The sequence below is a fragment of the Grimontia marina genome (genome assembly GCF_900060185.1).
Lineage (GTDB): Bacteria > Pseudomonadota > Gammaproteobacteria > Enterobacterales > Vibrionaceae > Enterovibrio > Enterovibrio marinus.
Genome location: NZ_FIZY01000040.1, coordinates 18,356 through 33,539 on the forward strand (window position 1 = coordinate 18,356; position 15,184 = coordinate 33,539).

Here is a 15,184-nt window from a genome sequence, read left to right on the forward strand (position 1 = left end):
ATGACCAATGTGAATACCAATGTGCCTTCGCGCTGGCAGCAATTTTTAGAATCAGACTTTTTCTACTTCTTCAAACGCGACAAAGTGGCGATGTTCAGCTTTGCCGTATTTTTATCGTTTGTACTAGCTGCAGTTTTTGCGCCATTCATTGCGCCAAGCGATCCTTATGACTTGGCTTCCATCGATATTATGGACTCTGAACTTCCACCTAATTGGCTGGAGTCGGGAGATGAGCGCTTTTTGCTGGGTACGGACAACCAGGGACGAGATATCCTCTCAACCATTCTCTATGGCCTGCGTATTTCTCTGATGATTGGCCTTGGTGCAGTTGCGTTGCAGTTGCTGTTGGGCATTGTGATTGGTTTGAGTGCCGGTTACTTCGGTGGCCGTATCGATAGCTTCCTGATGCGTATTGCTGATGTGCAACTTTCTTTCTCTACCATGATGGTGGCAATCATTGTATCGGCGATTTTCAAAGCCAGTTTTGGCAACGATTTCTACAGTGAGTACGCCATTTTGATGCTGGTAGTCATTATTGGTATCGCCGAGTGGCCACAATATGCCAGGACCATACGAGCATCAGTGCTTGCTGAGAAGAAAAAAGAGTATGTTGAGGCGGCACAAGTCATGGGCTTTAAAGCGCCACGCATCATGTTCAGGCATATTCTACCTAATTGCTTGTCGCCAATTTTGGTGATTTGTACGGTACAGGTGGCTAATGCCATTATGTCGGAAGCGGCGCTCTCCTTCCTTGGATTGGGGATGCCTGTAGATAAACCATCGCTGGGGTCGCTGATCAGTATCGGCTTCACCTACATCTTCTCGGGTGCTTGGTGGATCACCGCCTTCCCAGGTATTGTGCTGGTTGCGTTAGTGCTGGTCATCAACCTTCTAGGTGACTGGTTGCGCGATGTCTTCAACCCGAAAATCTACAAAGGTTAACGGAATGAGAAAAGGCAGCATCACGCTGCCTTTTCTGCAATTTATTCGTTATTTCGCTCGTTTCGCGCTAGGCTAACTATCTGAACTACATAAACTCCTGACGGGATGTGGTGCAATGCTTTTAAGGTTTTTCAGCATTTTAGTTATCTCATTGCTTGGCGTTCTTTCCTGGTCTTCAGCAAAGGCTAAGGCCGCTGATGCATGCTCGTCTGTTGAAAGGCAGGGGTGGCAAGTCATGGAGCAAAGCTGTGAGGTTGGTGCAGGGCTCTGGTCAAAACGACCGCTCAAGGACGAAGGTAGGTTTTGGGTGCAATGCGGGGTGGTCAGCCAATTACCTAAACCTTGGTTTGCAAAAGAAATCGAAGCCGTGCTTATGCAGGACAAGCTAGTACTCCGACAGGAAGGCGATAAATACCGCTGTCTAGTTGGTCCCTTTGAGCGCTACTCTGAAGCTGCAATCGTCAAGGACGTTATGACGCAGCGGAAAGTATTTGCTTCTGCGTTTATTCGTGACGTATCCCTTACTGAGCAAGCAGCCAAGGTTAGTCAATCCGATAAGCATAAGAAGAAAACGACTGCTCAGAAAATCGCAAAACCCGCCCAAAAGTTGCGACGCTACATCGATGTTGGTGAACTGAAAAGCCCGATGCCGGAAATCGGTGAGCCGCACTACAGTGACAAACAAAACACCTGGTGGCGCGCCACGCTCAAACAAGCGAATCAGGTGTGTCACCAAGATGGAATGCAGTTGGTGTCAGAGGCTAAGCTGAAAGCTCTGTCATCAACGTCCGACTGGAAAAACACCTACCCGAGTCGCTTGCCTTATTGGGTGGCTGAGATGCGTGCGTTTGACGTGGTCATGGGTATCTCCATGCCTCTTACCATTGAGTCTGCTTTGTTGGTATTGTGCGAACCTTAACTCCATGAAATAGCGCCAATCTCCCAGAGTTGTGAATCCTGCTGTAGAAACAGACGCTAAATCCCTTCTCGAAGCGTTCGCCTCGTAAAATGGGCACGAAAGCACACGTTTTCGTTGTACGGCAGTAAAAGGCTATCATTCATGCGTTCCCGCAGGTTCTCCATTCTGAATATCTTTCTTTTGAGTATTCTTCTTCCCAGTTCATCTGCGTTTGCCCTTTCTAATAATAATGGGCTTTGCCTGGGCTCAACATCGGCTGAAGGCTACAAAATCGTTGATGAAAGCTGCCCTATCGGTGACGGACTATGGGGTCGAAAGCCCGCCAAGAAAGGTGCATTATGGGTGCAGTGCGGCATTTATGCTGAACTGCCCGAAAAGGGAGAGGTGGCCAATGGAGCACTGTATCGTAAAGAAGGCGATCAATACCGTTGTTTAGCAGGTCCGTTCGCGTCGTTTGGTGAAGCGATTAATGTAAGAGATAAATTTCGGACTCACCCGGAAACGGCCGACGCATTTATCCGCCAAGTGGGGCTTAAAGCCAGTAAGCAAAAACAGCTACCAAACCATTCCTCGCGAGCCTCAAAAAGCAGTGTTGTACGGCAACAAGAACAAGTGTTAGGCCTATGGACACCAAAGCCACAGGGAATGGATGCCCGTTATACCGTTAATCGCCACGACTGGTGGCGTGCCACCTATCAGGATGCCAATAATGCGTGTCGTCAGGCAGGCCGGACGTTAGTCACGGAACGAAGCATCAGAAAAGCATTATTAAAGCAACAGGGCGCAGATGCACTACCAGATCTCTATCCCTATTGGCTCAGCAATGGACATGTTTACGATATCAAGCTGGATATGTCGTTCTTAGCGATATCAGATACGCTGACGCTGAATGTGTTGTGTGAATAACAAAAAAAGCCCCGCAACGGCGAGGCTCTTTTGAGGCGTTTGCGATCAACGCATAGTAACAAACTCCTCGGAACCCGTTGGGTGGATCGCCACAACACTGTCGAAATCTGCTTTGGTGGCGCCCATCTTCATCGCAACGCCAAAGCCTTGGATCATTTCGTCCACGGCAAAACCGATAGCATGCAATCCAACGACAGTTTCTTTTTCACCTGCACACACCAACTTCATTCTTGATGGTTGGCGATGCTGAGTCACAGCGGTATACATCGCGGTGAAGCTCGAGCTATATACCTTCACATTTTCTTCGCCATACTTTGCTATAGCTTGGCCTTCAGTGAGGCCGATAGTACCGATTGGTGGGTGACTGAAGACCACGGTTGGGATCAGGTTATAATCCATTTTGGCATCGGCTTTACCATTGAATAGGCGCTCTGACAGTTGGCGACCGGCTTTAACAGCGACTGGCGTGAGCTCGACACCGCCTTCCATAATATCGCCCACACAATAGATGCCCGGTACGCTGGTATTCTGGTACTCATCCACCTTGATGTAACCGCCGTCATTGGTTTCAACACCTGCTGCCGCCAGATTGATTTTCTCGGTGACTGGATGACGGCCGATTGCCCAGATAAGTAGATCAGTGTTGTGTGTTTCGCCACTTTCAAAATGCAGGGTCAGTGAGCCATCAGATTCTTTGGCCACTTCCTTTGGAATGGAGTTGGTGTGAAGCGCTGGCCCTTCTTGTTCCATTACTTCAACGATGGTATCGATGATCATTGGGTCGAAGCTGCGCAGAGGCGATTCTTTACGCACAAATAGATGAGTATCAGTGCCCATTGCATTTAATACACCGGCGATTTCGACTGCGATGTAACCTGCACCAACAACCGCAACGCGCTTTGGCTGCTCGCTCAAATCAAAGAAGCCATTTGAATCGATGCCGTACTCTGCGCCTGGAATATTTGGGATGGTTGGTGAGCCGCCAACAGCAATCAGGATATTGTCTGCGGTGTAATGCTCACCATTCACTTCTACGGTCTTTGCGTCAACAAACTTACCGAAGCCTTCAATCACTTCGATTTTGTTCTTGCCCAACACGTTTTCATAAGAGGTGTGGATGCGGCCAATGTAGGCTTCACGGTTTTCAACCAGTTTGCCCCAGTTAAATTGATTTAGCGTTGTATCAAAGCCGTAATCGGGACCATACATTTTTATCGCTTCGGCGACTTGTGCACCATGCCACATCACTTTTTTAGGAACGCAGCCGACGTTTACGCAAGTGCCGCCAAGATGGCGTGCTTCTATCACCGCAACTTTTGCACCGTACATTGCCGCACGGTTTGCAGATGCGATACCGCCACTGCCGCCGCCGATACAAATATAATCAAAATGCTTGGCCATGAGTTTCTCCGTTTGGTTATTCTTAAATCCCGTTGAGCGGGGAAGTATTAGCATCCCCTGATAATATCAGACCTTTCAAGATCCGTATGTTATTCAGGCACTACCCATTGTACAAATTGGTGGCCTGTCTCGGGTACAATTTTACTTTGCAGCCAAGGTAGAATTTCTTTCATCTGTGCTTCCAGCGTCCATGGCGGATTAATCACAATCATGCCGGACGCTGTCATACCGCGCTCTTCACTGTCTTCCGCTACACCCAGTTCGATTTGCAGGATTTTTCGGATGCCGAGCTTTTCCAGACCTTTAGTAATGAGATCGATATTTTTGCGGTAAACCACCGGATACCAAATCGCATAGGTGCCAGTTGCCCAGCGCTTCACGCTCTCATCAATCGCATCTACCACGTCCTGATATTCGTGCTTGAGCTCGTAAGGTGGGTCAATCAACACCACTCCGCGTCGCTCTTTTGGAGGCAGGCTGGCTTTAAGGCGCGCGTAACCGTCTTCCTTGTACATTTTTACCTGACGGTCACCGCGAAACTCCTGAAGCAGGAGAGGGAAGTCGCTAGGATGAAGCTCTGTGAAAATAGCGCGATCCTGTTCACGCAGCAGGCTGTGGCCGACTTTCGGTGAGCCTGGGTAGTAACGCAGTTTGTTGCTCTGATTCAGTGCGCGAATAGTATCAAGATACGGTTTGATCGCTTCAGGGGCATCGTCGCATTCCCAAATCAAGCCAATGCCTTCTTTGTATTCACCGGTTTTCTCAGCGCGCTCGTCAGACAAATCGTAGCGACCCGCACCGCTGTGGGTGTCGTGGTAGACAAAGGCTTTGTCTTTTTGCTTGAGCGATTCAATAATGAGGCTTTGAACTATGTGTTTGAGCACATCAGCATGGTTGCCAGCATGGAAGCTGTGGCGGTAACTGAGCATGTCGATATCCGGTGAAAATAAAAAAGTGTCGAGCATTATCGCTTATTGGAGGGATGGATCCAGCCTCAGCATTGAAAAGCCGCTTAATTGCCTTCATAAATACTAAGACTGAATATTATGAAGGAACTCATTATGTCCAACCCGCTGCTGTCGTTTAACGATTTGCCTCCTTTTTCTCAAATCAAACCTGAGCACGTGCAACCTGCCGTCGAGCAGGCGATTGCTGATTGCCGCGCTGCGATTGAAGCGGTTTTGGAAAACAACACAGATCCAAGCTGGGACACTATCTGTGCACCGCTGGCAGAGAGCGACGACAGACTAAGCCGCATTTGGTCACCGATAGGCCATATGAATGCGGTGGTGAACAGTCAGGAATTACGTGAGGCGTATGAAGCCTGCCTTCCTATGTTGTCTGACTACTCAACCTGGGTTGGGCAGCACAAGCCGCTTTATGATGCTTATAAGGCGATCAAAGCGCGTGATGATTTTGACTCACTGACACCGGCACAACAGAAGACCATTACCGACTCTCTGCGCGATTTCGAGCTTTCCGGTATTGCACTGCCACCTAAAGAGCAGCACCGCTTTGGTGAGATCAGCAAGCGACTGTCTGAGCTGTCGTCGACTTTCTCAAACAATGTGCTCGACGCCACCATGGGTTGGTCCAAGCATGTGACCGACGAAAACGCGCTGGCGGGCATGCCTGAATCTGCGCTTGCTGCGGCTAAAGCGCAGGCTGAAAGCAAAGAGCTTGAAGGCTATGTGCTGACGTTGGACATCCCGTCTTACCTGCCAGTCATGACGTACTGTGACAACCGTGAGCTTCGTGCAGAAATGTACGAGGCGTACACTACCCGAGCGTCTGACCGTGGTCCAAATGCAGGTAAGTGGGACAACACCAACCTCATCAATGAAACCCTGCTGCTGAAAAGTGAGATTTCCCGGCTGCTAGGCTTTGCCACTTACAGTGAACTGTCGCTGGCAACCAAAATGGCGGCGTCTACCGATCAGGTACTGACCTTCCTGAACGAGCTGGTGGAAAAAGCACGCCCGCAGGGCCTAAAAGAATTCGATACCCTCAAGCAATTCGCCAAAGACAACTTTGGTGTGGAAACGCTTGAGCCTTGGGATGTGGGTTACTACGCCGAGAAACTCAAGCAGCATCAATACAGCATTTCTGATGAAGAGTTGCGTCCTTACTTCCCGGAAGACAAAGCGGTTGCCGGTCTTTTCGAAGTGCTGAAGCGTGTGTTCGGTATGGACGTTAAACGTCGTGACGGCGTGGACGTATGGCATGAGTCCGTTTCTTTCTACGATATCTTCGATGCGAAAGGCGAACTGCGTGGCAGCTTCTATCTCGACCTCTATGCCCGTGAACACAAACGTGGCGGCGCGTGGATGGACGAGTGCCGCGTGCGTCGAGTGACTGAATCCGGCGATCTGCAAAGCCCGGTCGCTTACCTAACCTGTAACTTCAACAAGCCAATCGGTGGTAAACCCGCGCTGTTTACCCATGATGAAGTGGTGACGCTGTTCCACGAGTTTGGTCATGGTATCCACCACATGCTGACCAAGGTCGATGTGTCGTCGGTATCTGGCATCAACGGTGTGCCATGGGATGCGGTTGAGTTGCCAAGTCAGTTCCTCGAAAACTGGTGCTGGGAAGAAGACGCGCTGGCGTTTATCTCCGGCCACTATGAGACTGGCGAGCCACTGCCAAAAGAGATGCTGGACAAAATGCTGGCGGCGAAGAACTACAACTCTGCCATGGGCATGTTGCGCCAGTTGGAGTTTGGCTTGTTCGACTTCACCCTGTTTACCCGTTTCGACGCGGAAGAAGGTGCGAAAGTGCTGGAAACGCTGGCAGAAGTGAAGAGCCAGGTCGCGGTTGTGCCGTCTCCAGACTGGAATGGATTCCCACACTCGTTCAGCCACATCTTTGCGGGTGGCTACAGTGCGGGTTACTACAGCTATCTGTGGGCGGAAGTGCTGTCTTCAGACGCGTTCAGCCGCTTTGAAGAAGATGGCATCTTCAACACGGAAACTGGCCAGTCGTTCCTTGAGAACATCCTTGAGCGCGGCGGCAGTGAAGAGCCAATGGAGCTGTTCAAGCGCTTCCGTGGCCGCGAGCCATCACCGGATGCACTGCTGCGCCACAGCGGGATTGGCGTTTAACTCCCCAGCACAAAACCCAAAAAGAAAAAGCACGGTTTCGACCGTGCTTTTTTGTGTCTTCGATTGACTTACGCGATGGTCAGCGGCCAGTGGTTATCGCTCTGGCGCTCTGCTTCAAACGTCAACTCAGTCGCCATCAGCACATTTGCGTTTAGCCAGTTATCAGGCATCGTCAGTTCGAGTGAGTCGCCGTTTGCTTTCAGCGTAAAAACGGGAATCGCTTTACTGTCTCGGCGGTGGCAGAGCAGAACCGCTATGCGTAGAAGACGCAGCAGGCGGTTAGCGCTGTTGGGTGAAATCGCACTTTGCGGCGCAATCGGAACTAGCTGCTCGCGGTAGTGGCGAAGCATTTCAGCCAGCAGTTTTTTCTGTGCGCGGGTAAAACCGGGTAGATCGAGGCTATCGAGCAGATAAGCAGCATGCTCACCGTCCTTTTTAAAGCCTATGCTCATGCCGATTTCATGTAGCTGCGCAGCAGCATCAAGCATCACAGGCGCGACAGGTTCTGCAATCCAGTCATCACCACATTGTTGCAGCAGGCTTTGCGCTGTCTTCGCGACATTGTCTGCATGGATGTCGTCCAGCTGATAGCGAGACTGTATGCTCTGAATGGTACGCTTTCGGATGTCCTGTTCGGACATTGTATCCATCATTCCATACACCAAGCCTTCACGCAGTGCGCCGCCGGCCAGCGTCATTGACTCGATACCTAAATCTTCAAATATCGCAATCAGGATAGATAGGCCGCTTGGGAACACTAAAGCACGTTCTAACGTCAGGCCGTCGATATCGAGCTCTTCTACCTGTCCAAAGCCGATCGCCTGTTTGCGAAGACGGTGGAGTTTCGCCAGAGTGATGGTTTCGTCCATACCTTGCGCCACCATGATCTCCTGCAAGGCCTGCACAGTGCCGCTGGCACCGACACCGACATCCCAACCGAGTTCGCGATAGCGTTTGACGATAGGGGAAAGCACCGCTTTAGCGCCATCAATGGCAGAGTGAAAACTCTTTTCGGTGAGTGAGCGATCTTTAAAGTGCTTTTCCAGCCATGTCACGCAACCCATATCCAGGCTGGTCAATGCCGCAGCATCAAAGCCTTCGCCAATAATCACTTCGGTACTGGCGCCACCGATATCGACCACCAGACGTTTGCCTTTACCACCTGAGGTGTGTGCCACGCCCTGATAGATGGTACAGGCTTCTTCTTCACCGGTGATCACATTGATGGAATGGCCAAGAATTTGGTTAGCATGCTTGATAAACACATCGGCGTTTTTGGCACTGCGAAGGGCGGCGGTAGCGACGATGCGGATATTGTCTGAAGGAATGTCCTGAAGGCGCTCAGCGAACAATGAAAGGCAATCCCAGCCGCGCTGCATGGCTTCGTCACTGAGATTCAAATTGCTGTCGAGGCCGGAGGCCAGGCGTACTTTACGTTTGATTTTTGCCAACGTTTGTACGCTGCCTTGAACTTCACGCACAACCAGCATGTGGAAGCTGTTTGAACCGAGGTCAATGGCAGCGTACAGGGGCGAACGCGCGTTTTCCATGCTCTGTGGTTACCCCTGATAGATTTACGCTTTGTTAGTCGACGGGCGACGACGGCCGCGGCCACGTGATTGTGAGCCGGATTTGCCGGAGGCGTTACGGCGGCTGTTTACCTGACGTGGGCGATGTACCTTGATAGGTGCAGGCAGATCAGTCAGCAGGGCTTCTTCATTGTATTCAGATACCGGAATGGCATGATCGATGTATTCTTCGATCGCTGGCAGGTTCACGGCATATTCTTCACACGCGAAGCTGATAGACGCACCACTTGCACCAGCACGACCGGTACGGCCGATACGGTGAACGTAATCTTCACAGTCATCTGGCAGGTCGTAGTTGAATACGTGGGTCACCTGAGGAATGTGCAGGCCACGGGCAGCAACATCGGTTGCAACCAGAATGTCTACATTGCCTTTGGTGAACTCTTCCAGAATCTTAACGCGTTTCTTCTGAGGAACATCGCCAGTCAGCAGGCCTGCACGCAGGTCGTCAGCTGCCAGGTGACCCCAGATGTCTTCACAGCGATGCTTAGTGTTTGCAAACACGATTGCACGCTCTGGCCACTCTTCCTCAATCAGAGTTTGTAGCAGGCGCATCTTGTCTGAATTCGACGGGTAGAACAGCTCTTCCTTAATGCGGTGACCAGTCTTTTGCTCAGGTTCAACGACCACGTGCTCAGGGTTGGTCATGTGTTCAAACGCCAGTTCCTGCACGCGGTAGGAAAGAGTCGCTGAGAACAGCATGTTCAGACGGTCTGCCGGTGCCGGCATACGGCGGAACAGGAAGCGGATATCTTTGATGAAGCCCAGATCGAACATACGGTCGGCTTCATCAAGCACGACAGCTTGGATGCCGCGCAGGTCAATAACACTCTGTTTGTAGAAATCGATAATACGGCCACAGGTACCGATCAGGATATCAACGCCGCCTTCCAGTACTTCTTTCTGCTTCTCATAAGCTTCGCCACCGTAGGCAAGACCCGCAGTCAGAGAGGTTGAAGCCAGCAGCGGAGCAGCATCGTTATAGATCTGGATCGCAAGTTCGCGCGTTGGTGCCATGATGATAGCGCGCGGACAGTTTTTCTTGCGGTCGGCAGGTGCCTCCGTTGTCAGCAAATGGTGGAAAGTCGCAGTCAGGAATGCCATCGTCTTACCTGTGCCCGTCTGGGCCTGTCCTGCAATGTCTTGGCCGGTGAGCAGGACCGGCAATGCCAGAGCCTGGATAGGGGTGCAATTATGAAACCCTTTTTCTTCCAAACCCTTGATAACATCGGCGTGAAGACCGAAGTCGGCAAATTTCTGCTCTGTGAGATGCGTCATTTTCATCCGCATAGAATATCAGCTTAGGCTTGCAATACGATAGTGAATACATTCAAATAGTGCGATGATTTACTGGTTGGTATATCACCAGTGACAAAAAATAATCATTGGAGTGAAAGATGAGCGACAAGATTTTGCAGCTGACCGACGACAGCTTCGACGCAGATGTTATCAATGCTGCAGGCCCTGTACTGGTTGATTTCTGGGCAGAGTGGTGTGGTCCTTGTAAGATGATCGCCCCGATTCTTGACGAGATCGCTGACGAATACGAAGGGAAGGTCACTATTGGTAAACTGAATATCGACCAGAACTCAGGTACACCACCTAAGTTCGGTATCCGTGGTATTCCTACTTTGCTGCTGTTCAAAGACGGTGGCGTAGCAGCAACCAAGGTTGGCGCTCTGTCTAAAACTCAGCTGAAAGAGTTCTTGGACGCAAACCTGTAATGTGACACAGAAGCCGTGACCATCCCCGGACACGGCTTAATTCTTTCCGTCACCTAGACAGCTTTCCAATCTGGTGCTAACTTATTGCACGTAAATCGTACATTTCTGTTCATTCCTCGATCACACCCTTGATCGCTAAACCCTAACTAACTCAGACTTCAAATTTGACTGACAAGACACCTACCACTATGAATCTTACCGAACTGAAGAATCAGGCCGTTTCCGAGCTTGTAGCCTTAGGCGAAAGCATGGGCCTTGAGAACCTCGCCCGCCTCCGTAAACAAGACATCATCTTTGCCATCCTTAAGCAGCACGCGAAAAGCGGCGAAGATATTTTTGGTAACGGTGTGCTGGAAATTCTTCAGGACGGTTTCGGCTTCCTGCGCAGTGCAGATAGTTCTTATCTGGCCGGTCCGGATGACATTTATGTGTCTCCAAGCCAGATTCGCCGTTTCAATCTGCGTACCGGTGACACCATTTCAGGCAAAATCCGCCCACCGAAAGACGGTGAGCGTTACTTCGCCCTGTTGAAAGTGAACGAAGTTAACCACGACAAGCCTGACAATGCCCGTAACAAGATCCTGTTTGAAAACCTGACTCCACTGCATGCCAACGAGCGTATGGTGATGGAGCGTGGTAACGGTTCTACCGAAGACATTACAGCGCGTGTGCTGGATTTGGCATCGCCAATCGGTAAAGGTCAGCGTGGTCTGATTGTGGCGCCGCCAAAAGCGGGTAAAACCATGCTGCTGCAAAACATTGCGCAGAGTATTGCTTACAATCACCCAGAATGTGAGCTGATGGTACTTCTGATCGATGAACGTCCGGAAGAAGTGACCGAGATGCAGCGTTTGGTTAAAGGTGAAGTGGTTGCCTCAACCTTCGACGAGCCAGCAAGCCGTCACGTTCAGGTTGCTGAAATGGTGATCGAGAAGGCGAAGCGTCTGGTTGAACACAAGAAAGACGTGGTTATCCTGCTCGACTCCATCACTCGTCTGGCGCGTGCATACAACACCGTAGTACCAAGCTCAGGCAAAGTACTGACTGGTGGTGTGGATGCCAACGCATTGCACCGTCCGAAGCGCTTCTTCGGTGCGGCACGTAATGTAGAAGAGGGCGGCAGCCTAACTATCATTGCCACCGCACTGGTTGATACTGGTTCGAAGATGGATGAAGTCATCTACGAAGAATTTAAAGGTACAGGTAACATGGAATTGCACCTGTCCCGTAAGATTGCTGAAAAGCGTGTCTTCCCAGCGATTGACTTCACTCGTTCAGGTACCCGTCGTGAAGAGTTGCTGACCAAGCCTGATGAGCTTCAGAAGATGTGGATCCTGCGTAAGATTGTTCACCCAATGGGCGAAATCGAAGGAATGGAGTTCCTGATCGATAAGTTGGCGATGACCAAAACCAACGACGAGTTCTTTGAAGCGATGCGTCGTCAAAAATCATAAGACGCGCCAGGCTTTCCAAAAAAGCACCGCCAATGCGGTGCTTTTTTATTCTGCTCACGAAGACTCTTTGCTCTATTTATAATCTTATTGGTTGCTAAAACTGAAACAGATCATCAGAATTGAGGCAAAATCGCCAACCAGTCAGCGAAAATGGATCAGCTGACGCAGGATTTCCGGGATGAAACGATCACTGATTCTACTCGCTGTTTTGCTGCCAACCCTATTGCTTGGGGTGTCACGTGCCGTGACGCTTAGCCCAAACGACGTGGCCACGCATATGGCAGATCCCTCTTCAGTTTCCAAAATTCTGCAAGCCACAAAATTGTTTGACGATAACGACATGGATATGCTCAATACGTATCTCGACTCCCTACCCGAATTATTGAAAGAAGAAGCGCTGACCGTTTTGGCGCGCAGTGCGCTGGATTTCAAGCACATGACGCCAGAGCGTGAAAAGTTCCTAGTAACCATCAGCAGGCAGCAACCTAAATACCTAGTAAAAAGTCAAGGTGATGGCTTTTGGGTCACCATGCCAGCGTTCAACTACGCTGGGGAAGCCAAGTGGGTGCTCAACCGCTGGCAAATCAAGCTGATGCAGGATGAAGCGATGCGCCTGCTGAACTACAATCAGCTGAACCTTTCCAAGTGGCTCTCTTTCTCTTCCAACGATTATGCACTGCGCCGTGAAGCGATAGTGACCCTTGTGCCAATGCTAAACAAAACCATGCTAGATAAGCTGGTGGCTTTGTATCTTGATGATAAAAACATGGTATGGAGCCCTGATAACGGGCTTTTGGCAGCGCTCGCTGAGAATACGGATGATGTCAAACTGTACGATCTACTCTGGCTACGCCGCACTGATAGCTATAGCTTAGCGGCGCTACAAAAGCTGGAAATACCCCCTATCACTGCTAAACATATCCAACTGATGATCGCCGCCACTGCTAATCCCGTATTGGCGGAAACTGCCATACGTCAGTTGGCTGGATTGAATCCTTTGCCTCAAAACGTCAAAGACTTCCTGCAAAAACAGATTGCTGATCGCCAACGTGGAAAAGATATTGCAGCAATCATTGCGCAGAAAGGTCACAAAGAGTGGCTGCGTGAGTTGGAAGCTCAGTCTTCGGGAGTGATCCGCAGAAATATCCGCAATGGACTCGAACAGGTAGAAGGCTAATTACCTTAAGGATTCTTATATATCCGCCTGTTCAGGTTTCATCGGCTCGTTATAATCGAACCAATACACCTCAGCCGGAAAGGTTATGAAATATAATGACTTACGCGTTTTTATCGACCATCTAGAATCAGTGGGCGAGCTTAAACGTATCTCTCACCCTGTCAGTCCGGATCAGGAGATGACAGAGATTGCTGACCGCGTTTTGCGCGATGGTGGCCCTGCGCTCTTGTTTGAAAACCCCATCGGATATGACATGCCCGTACTGGCCAACCTGTTCGGCACGCCGAAGCGCGTGGCGATGGGTATGGGACGCAGTGAGGTCAGAGAGCTTCGTGAAGTCGGCAAATTGCTGGCCTACTTGAAAGAACCCGAGCCGCCAAAGGGCTTCAAAGACGCGATTGAAAAGCTGCCTGTATTTCGTCAGGTGCTGAACATGCCTGTGAAACGTCTTCGCAAAGCACCGTGTCAGGAAACTGTCTGGCAGGGTGACGATGTTAATCTGGATAAAATTCCGGTAATGAGTTGCTGGCCGGGCGATGTGGCACCATTGCTGACCTGGGGTCTCACCATTACTCGCGGACCCAACAAGAAGCGCCAGAACCTCGGGATTTATCGCCAGCAGAAAATTGGCAAAAACAAAGTCATCATGCGCTGGCTGGCTCACCGTGGTGGTGCGTTGGACTTGCGAGAGTGGATGGAAACCTACCCGGGTAAACCTTTCCCGGTTTCGGTCGCTTATGGTGCCGACCCTGCAACTATTCTTGGTGCGGTCACGCCAGTGCCGGACACTCTGTCTGAATACGCGTTTGCTGGTCTTTTACGTGGTAGCAAAACCGAGGTGGTGAAAAGTCTTAGCAATGATTTGGATGTGCCAGCAAGCGCGGAAATCGTCATGGAAGGCTACATCGATCCGAACGAGTTTGCCGATGAAGGCCCCTATGGCGATCACACTGGCTACTATAACGAGGTAGAGCGCCACCATGTGTTTACCGTCACCCACGTAACCATGCGTCAGAAGCCGATTTACCACAGCACATACACTGGCCGTCCGCCGGATGAACCTGCGGTGCTGGGTGTGGCGCTGAACGAAGTGTTTGTGCCTATCCTGCAAAAACAGTTCCCAGAGATTGTTGATTTCTACCTGCCACCAGAAGGCTGCTCCTACCGCGCTGCAGTAGTGACAATGAAGAAGCAGTACCCTGGCCATGCCAAGCGCGTGATGATGGGTGTATGGTCCTTCCTTCGCCAGTTTATGTACACCAAGTACGTAATTGTTTGTGATGAAGACGTGGACGCGCGCGACTGGCACAGTGTGGCTCATGCGATGACGACCCGCATGGATCCGGTGCGCGATACCCTTATGATTGAGCACACGCCGATTGATTCCTTGGACTTTGCGTCCCCTGTTGTCGGCTTGGGCTCAAAAATGGGTTTGGATGTCACCAAAAAGTGGGAAGCTGAGCTTTCAGGTTACGCCAATGACGACGCACGTGTTGCGGACAGCGAAGAGATTGAATCCTGCCTTGCCGCTCTTAAAGCAGCACACAGTGAACTGACAGATATCTATCTCCCACCGGAAGCCCATGCTAACGGTATGGTGATGGCCACTATCAAGAAACAGGCACTCGGCGACGGTCCGCGAATCATCGAGGCGATTTGGAATTCGCTTGGGGAAGTGGCGGACGTGAAGTTCGTGATGGTGTTTGATGAGGAAGACGTCAACATCCGCGACTGGAACGATGTAATTTGGGCAATAACCACCCGAATGGATCCGGCTCGTGATACCCTGTTGCGCGCAAACGCGCAGGATGATGAGTCTCAGGCTCTGCGTCCGGGGTCTAAAATGGGATTAGATGCGACCAACAAATGGCCGGGTGAGTCGGTTCGTGAGTGGGGAACACCCATCAGCAAAGACCCGCTAACTGTCTCGAATGTTGATGAAATGTGGGATAAACTGGGTCTCTAGAA

At 50.7% G+C, this 15,184-nt stretch carries 12 protein-coding genes; 8 read left to right on the forward strand and 4 right to left on the reverse strand.

From position 1 onward, the window contains the following. From GMA8713_RS18140 to GMA8713_RS18150, 3 genes are all read left to right on the forward strand, one after another. Positions 1-942 (forward strand): ABC transporter permease, encoded by a 942-nt coding sequence (locus GMA8713_RS18140; protein WP_062712893.1) that lies wholly within the window; start codon positions 1-3, stop codon positions 940-942. Between the two features lie 115 nt (positions 943-1,057). Then, positions 1,058-1,861, forward strand: coding sequence for an SPOR domain-containing protein (locus GMA8713_RS18145; protein WP_062712895.1), 804 nt, complete (start codon positions 1,058-1,060; stop codon positions 1,859-1,861). A 141-nt stretch (positions 1,862-2,002) separates the two neighbouring features. Further along, positions 2,003-2,767 (forward strand): SPOR domain-containing protein, encoded by a 765-nt coding sequence (locus GMA8713_RS18150; protein ID WP_062712897.1) that lies wholly within the window; start codon positions 2,003-2,005, stop codon positions 2,765-2,767. Positions 2,768-2,812: 45 nt separating this feature from the next. On the opposite strand, the gene gorA is transcribed toward GMA8713_RS18150, so the two are convergent. After that, on the reverse strand, positions 2,813-4,168 hold the full coding sequence (gene gorA, locus GMA8713_RS18155) for a glutathione-disulfide reductase (RefSeq protein WP_062712899.1): 1,356 nt from the start codon (positions 4,166-4,168) through the stop codon (positions 2,813-2,815). 89 nt (positions 4,169-4,257) lie between these two features. Continuing rightward, positions 4,258-5,097: a 23S rRNA (adenine(2030)-N(6))-methyltransferase RlmJ gene (locus GMA8713_RS18160; protein WP_062712936.1), complete on the reverse strand. Its 840-nt coding sequence runs from the start codon at positions 5,095-5,097 to the stop codon at positions 4,258-4,260. Positions 5,098-5,229: 132 nt separating this feature from the next. On the opposite strand from GMA8713_RS18160, the gene prlC reads away from it, so the two are divergent. After that, complete coding sequence (gene prlC, locus GMA8713_RS18165) at positions 5,230-7,272, forward strand: oligopeptidase A (RefSeq protein WP_062712901.1); 2,043 nt, start codon at positions 5,230-5,232, stop codon at positions 7,270-7,272. A gap of 68 nt (positions 7,273-7,340) precedes the next feature. On the opposite strand, the gene gppA is transcribed toward prlC, so the two are convergent. Together gppA and rhlB are read right to left on the reverse strand one after the other, a co-directional pair. Then, positions 7,341-8,822: a guanosine-5'-triphosphate,3'-diphosphate diphosphatase gene (gene gppA, locus GMA8713_RS18170; RefSeq protein ID WP_062712903.1), complete on the reverse strand. Its 1,482-nt coding sequence runs from the start codon at positions 8,820-8,822 to the stop codon at positions 7,341-7,343. A gap of 24 nt (positions 8,823-8,846) precedes the next feature. Continuing rightward, entirely contained in the window at positions 8,847-10,145 is a 1,299-nt protein-coding gene (gene rhlB, locus GMA8713_RS18175) for an ATP-dependent RNA helicase RhlB (protein WP_157515673.1), read from the reverse strand. A gap of 113 nt (positions 10,146-10,258) precedes the next feature. On the opposite strand from rhlB, the gene trxA reads away from it, so the two are divergent. From trxA to ubiD, 4 genes are all read left to right on the forward strand, one after another. Further along, positions 10,259-10,585: a thioredoxin TrxA gene (trxA, locus tag GMA8713_RS18180; protein ID WP_062712907.1), complete on the forward strand. Its 327-nt coding sequence runs from the start codon at positions 10,259-10,261 to the stop codon at positions 10,583-10,585. A 188-nt stretch (positions 10,586-10,773) separates the two neighbouring features. Further along, positions 10,774-12,039, forward strand: a complete 1,266-nt coding sequence (gene rho, locus GMA8713_RS18185; protein WP_002535468.1) for a transcription termination factor Rho — start codon at positions 10,774-10,776, stop codon at positions 12,037-12,039. A 178-nt stretch (positions 12,040-12,217) separates the two neighbouring features. Beyond that, complete coding sequence (locus GMA8713_RS18190) at positions 12,218-13,216, forward strand: hypothetical protein (RefSeq protein ID WP_062712909.1); 999 nt, start codon at positions 12,218-12,220, stop codon at positions 13,214-13,216. 85 nt (positions 13,217-13,301) lie between these two features. Further along, on the forward strand, positions 13,302-15,182 hold the full coding sequence (gene ubiD / locus GMA8713_RS18195; RefSeq protein ID WP_062712911.1) for a 4-hydroxy-3-polyprenylbenzoate decarboxylase: 1,881 nt from the start codon (positions 13,302-13,304) through the stop codon (positions 15,180-15,182). Positions 15,183-15,184 lie beyond the last annotated feature (2 nt).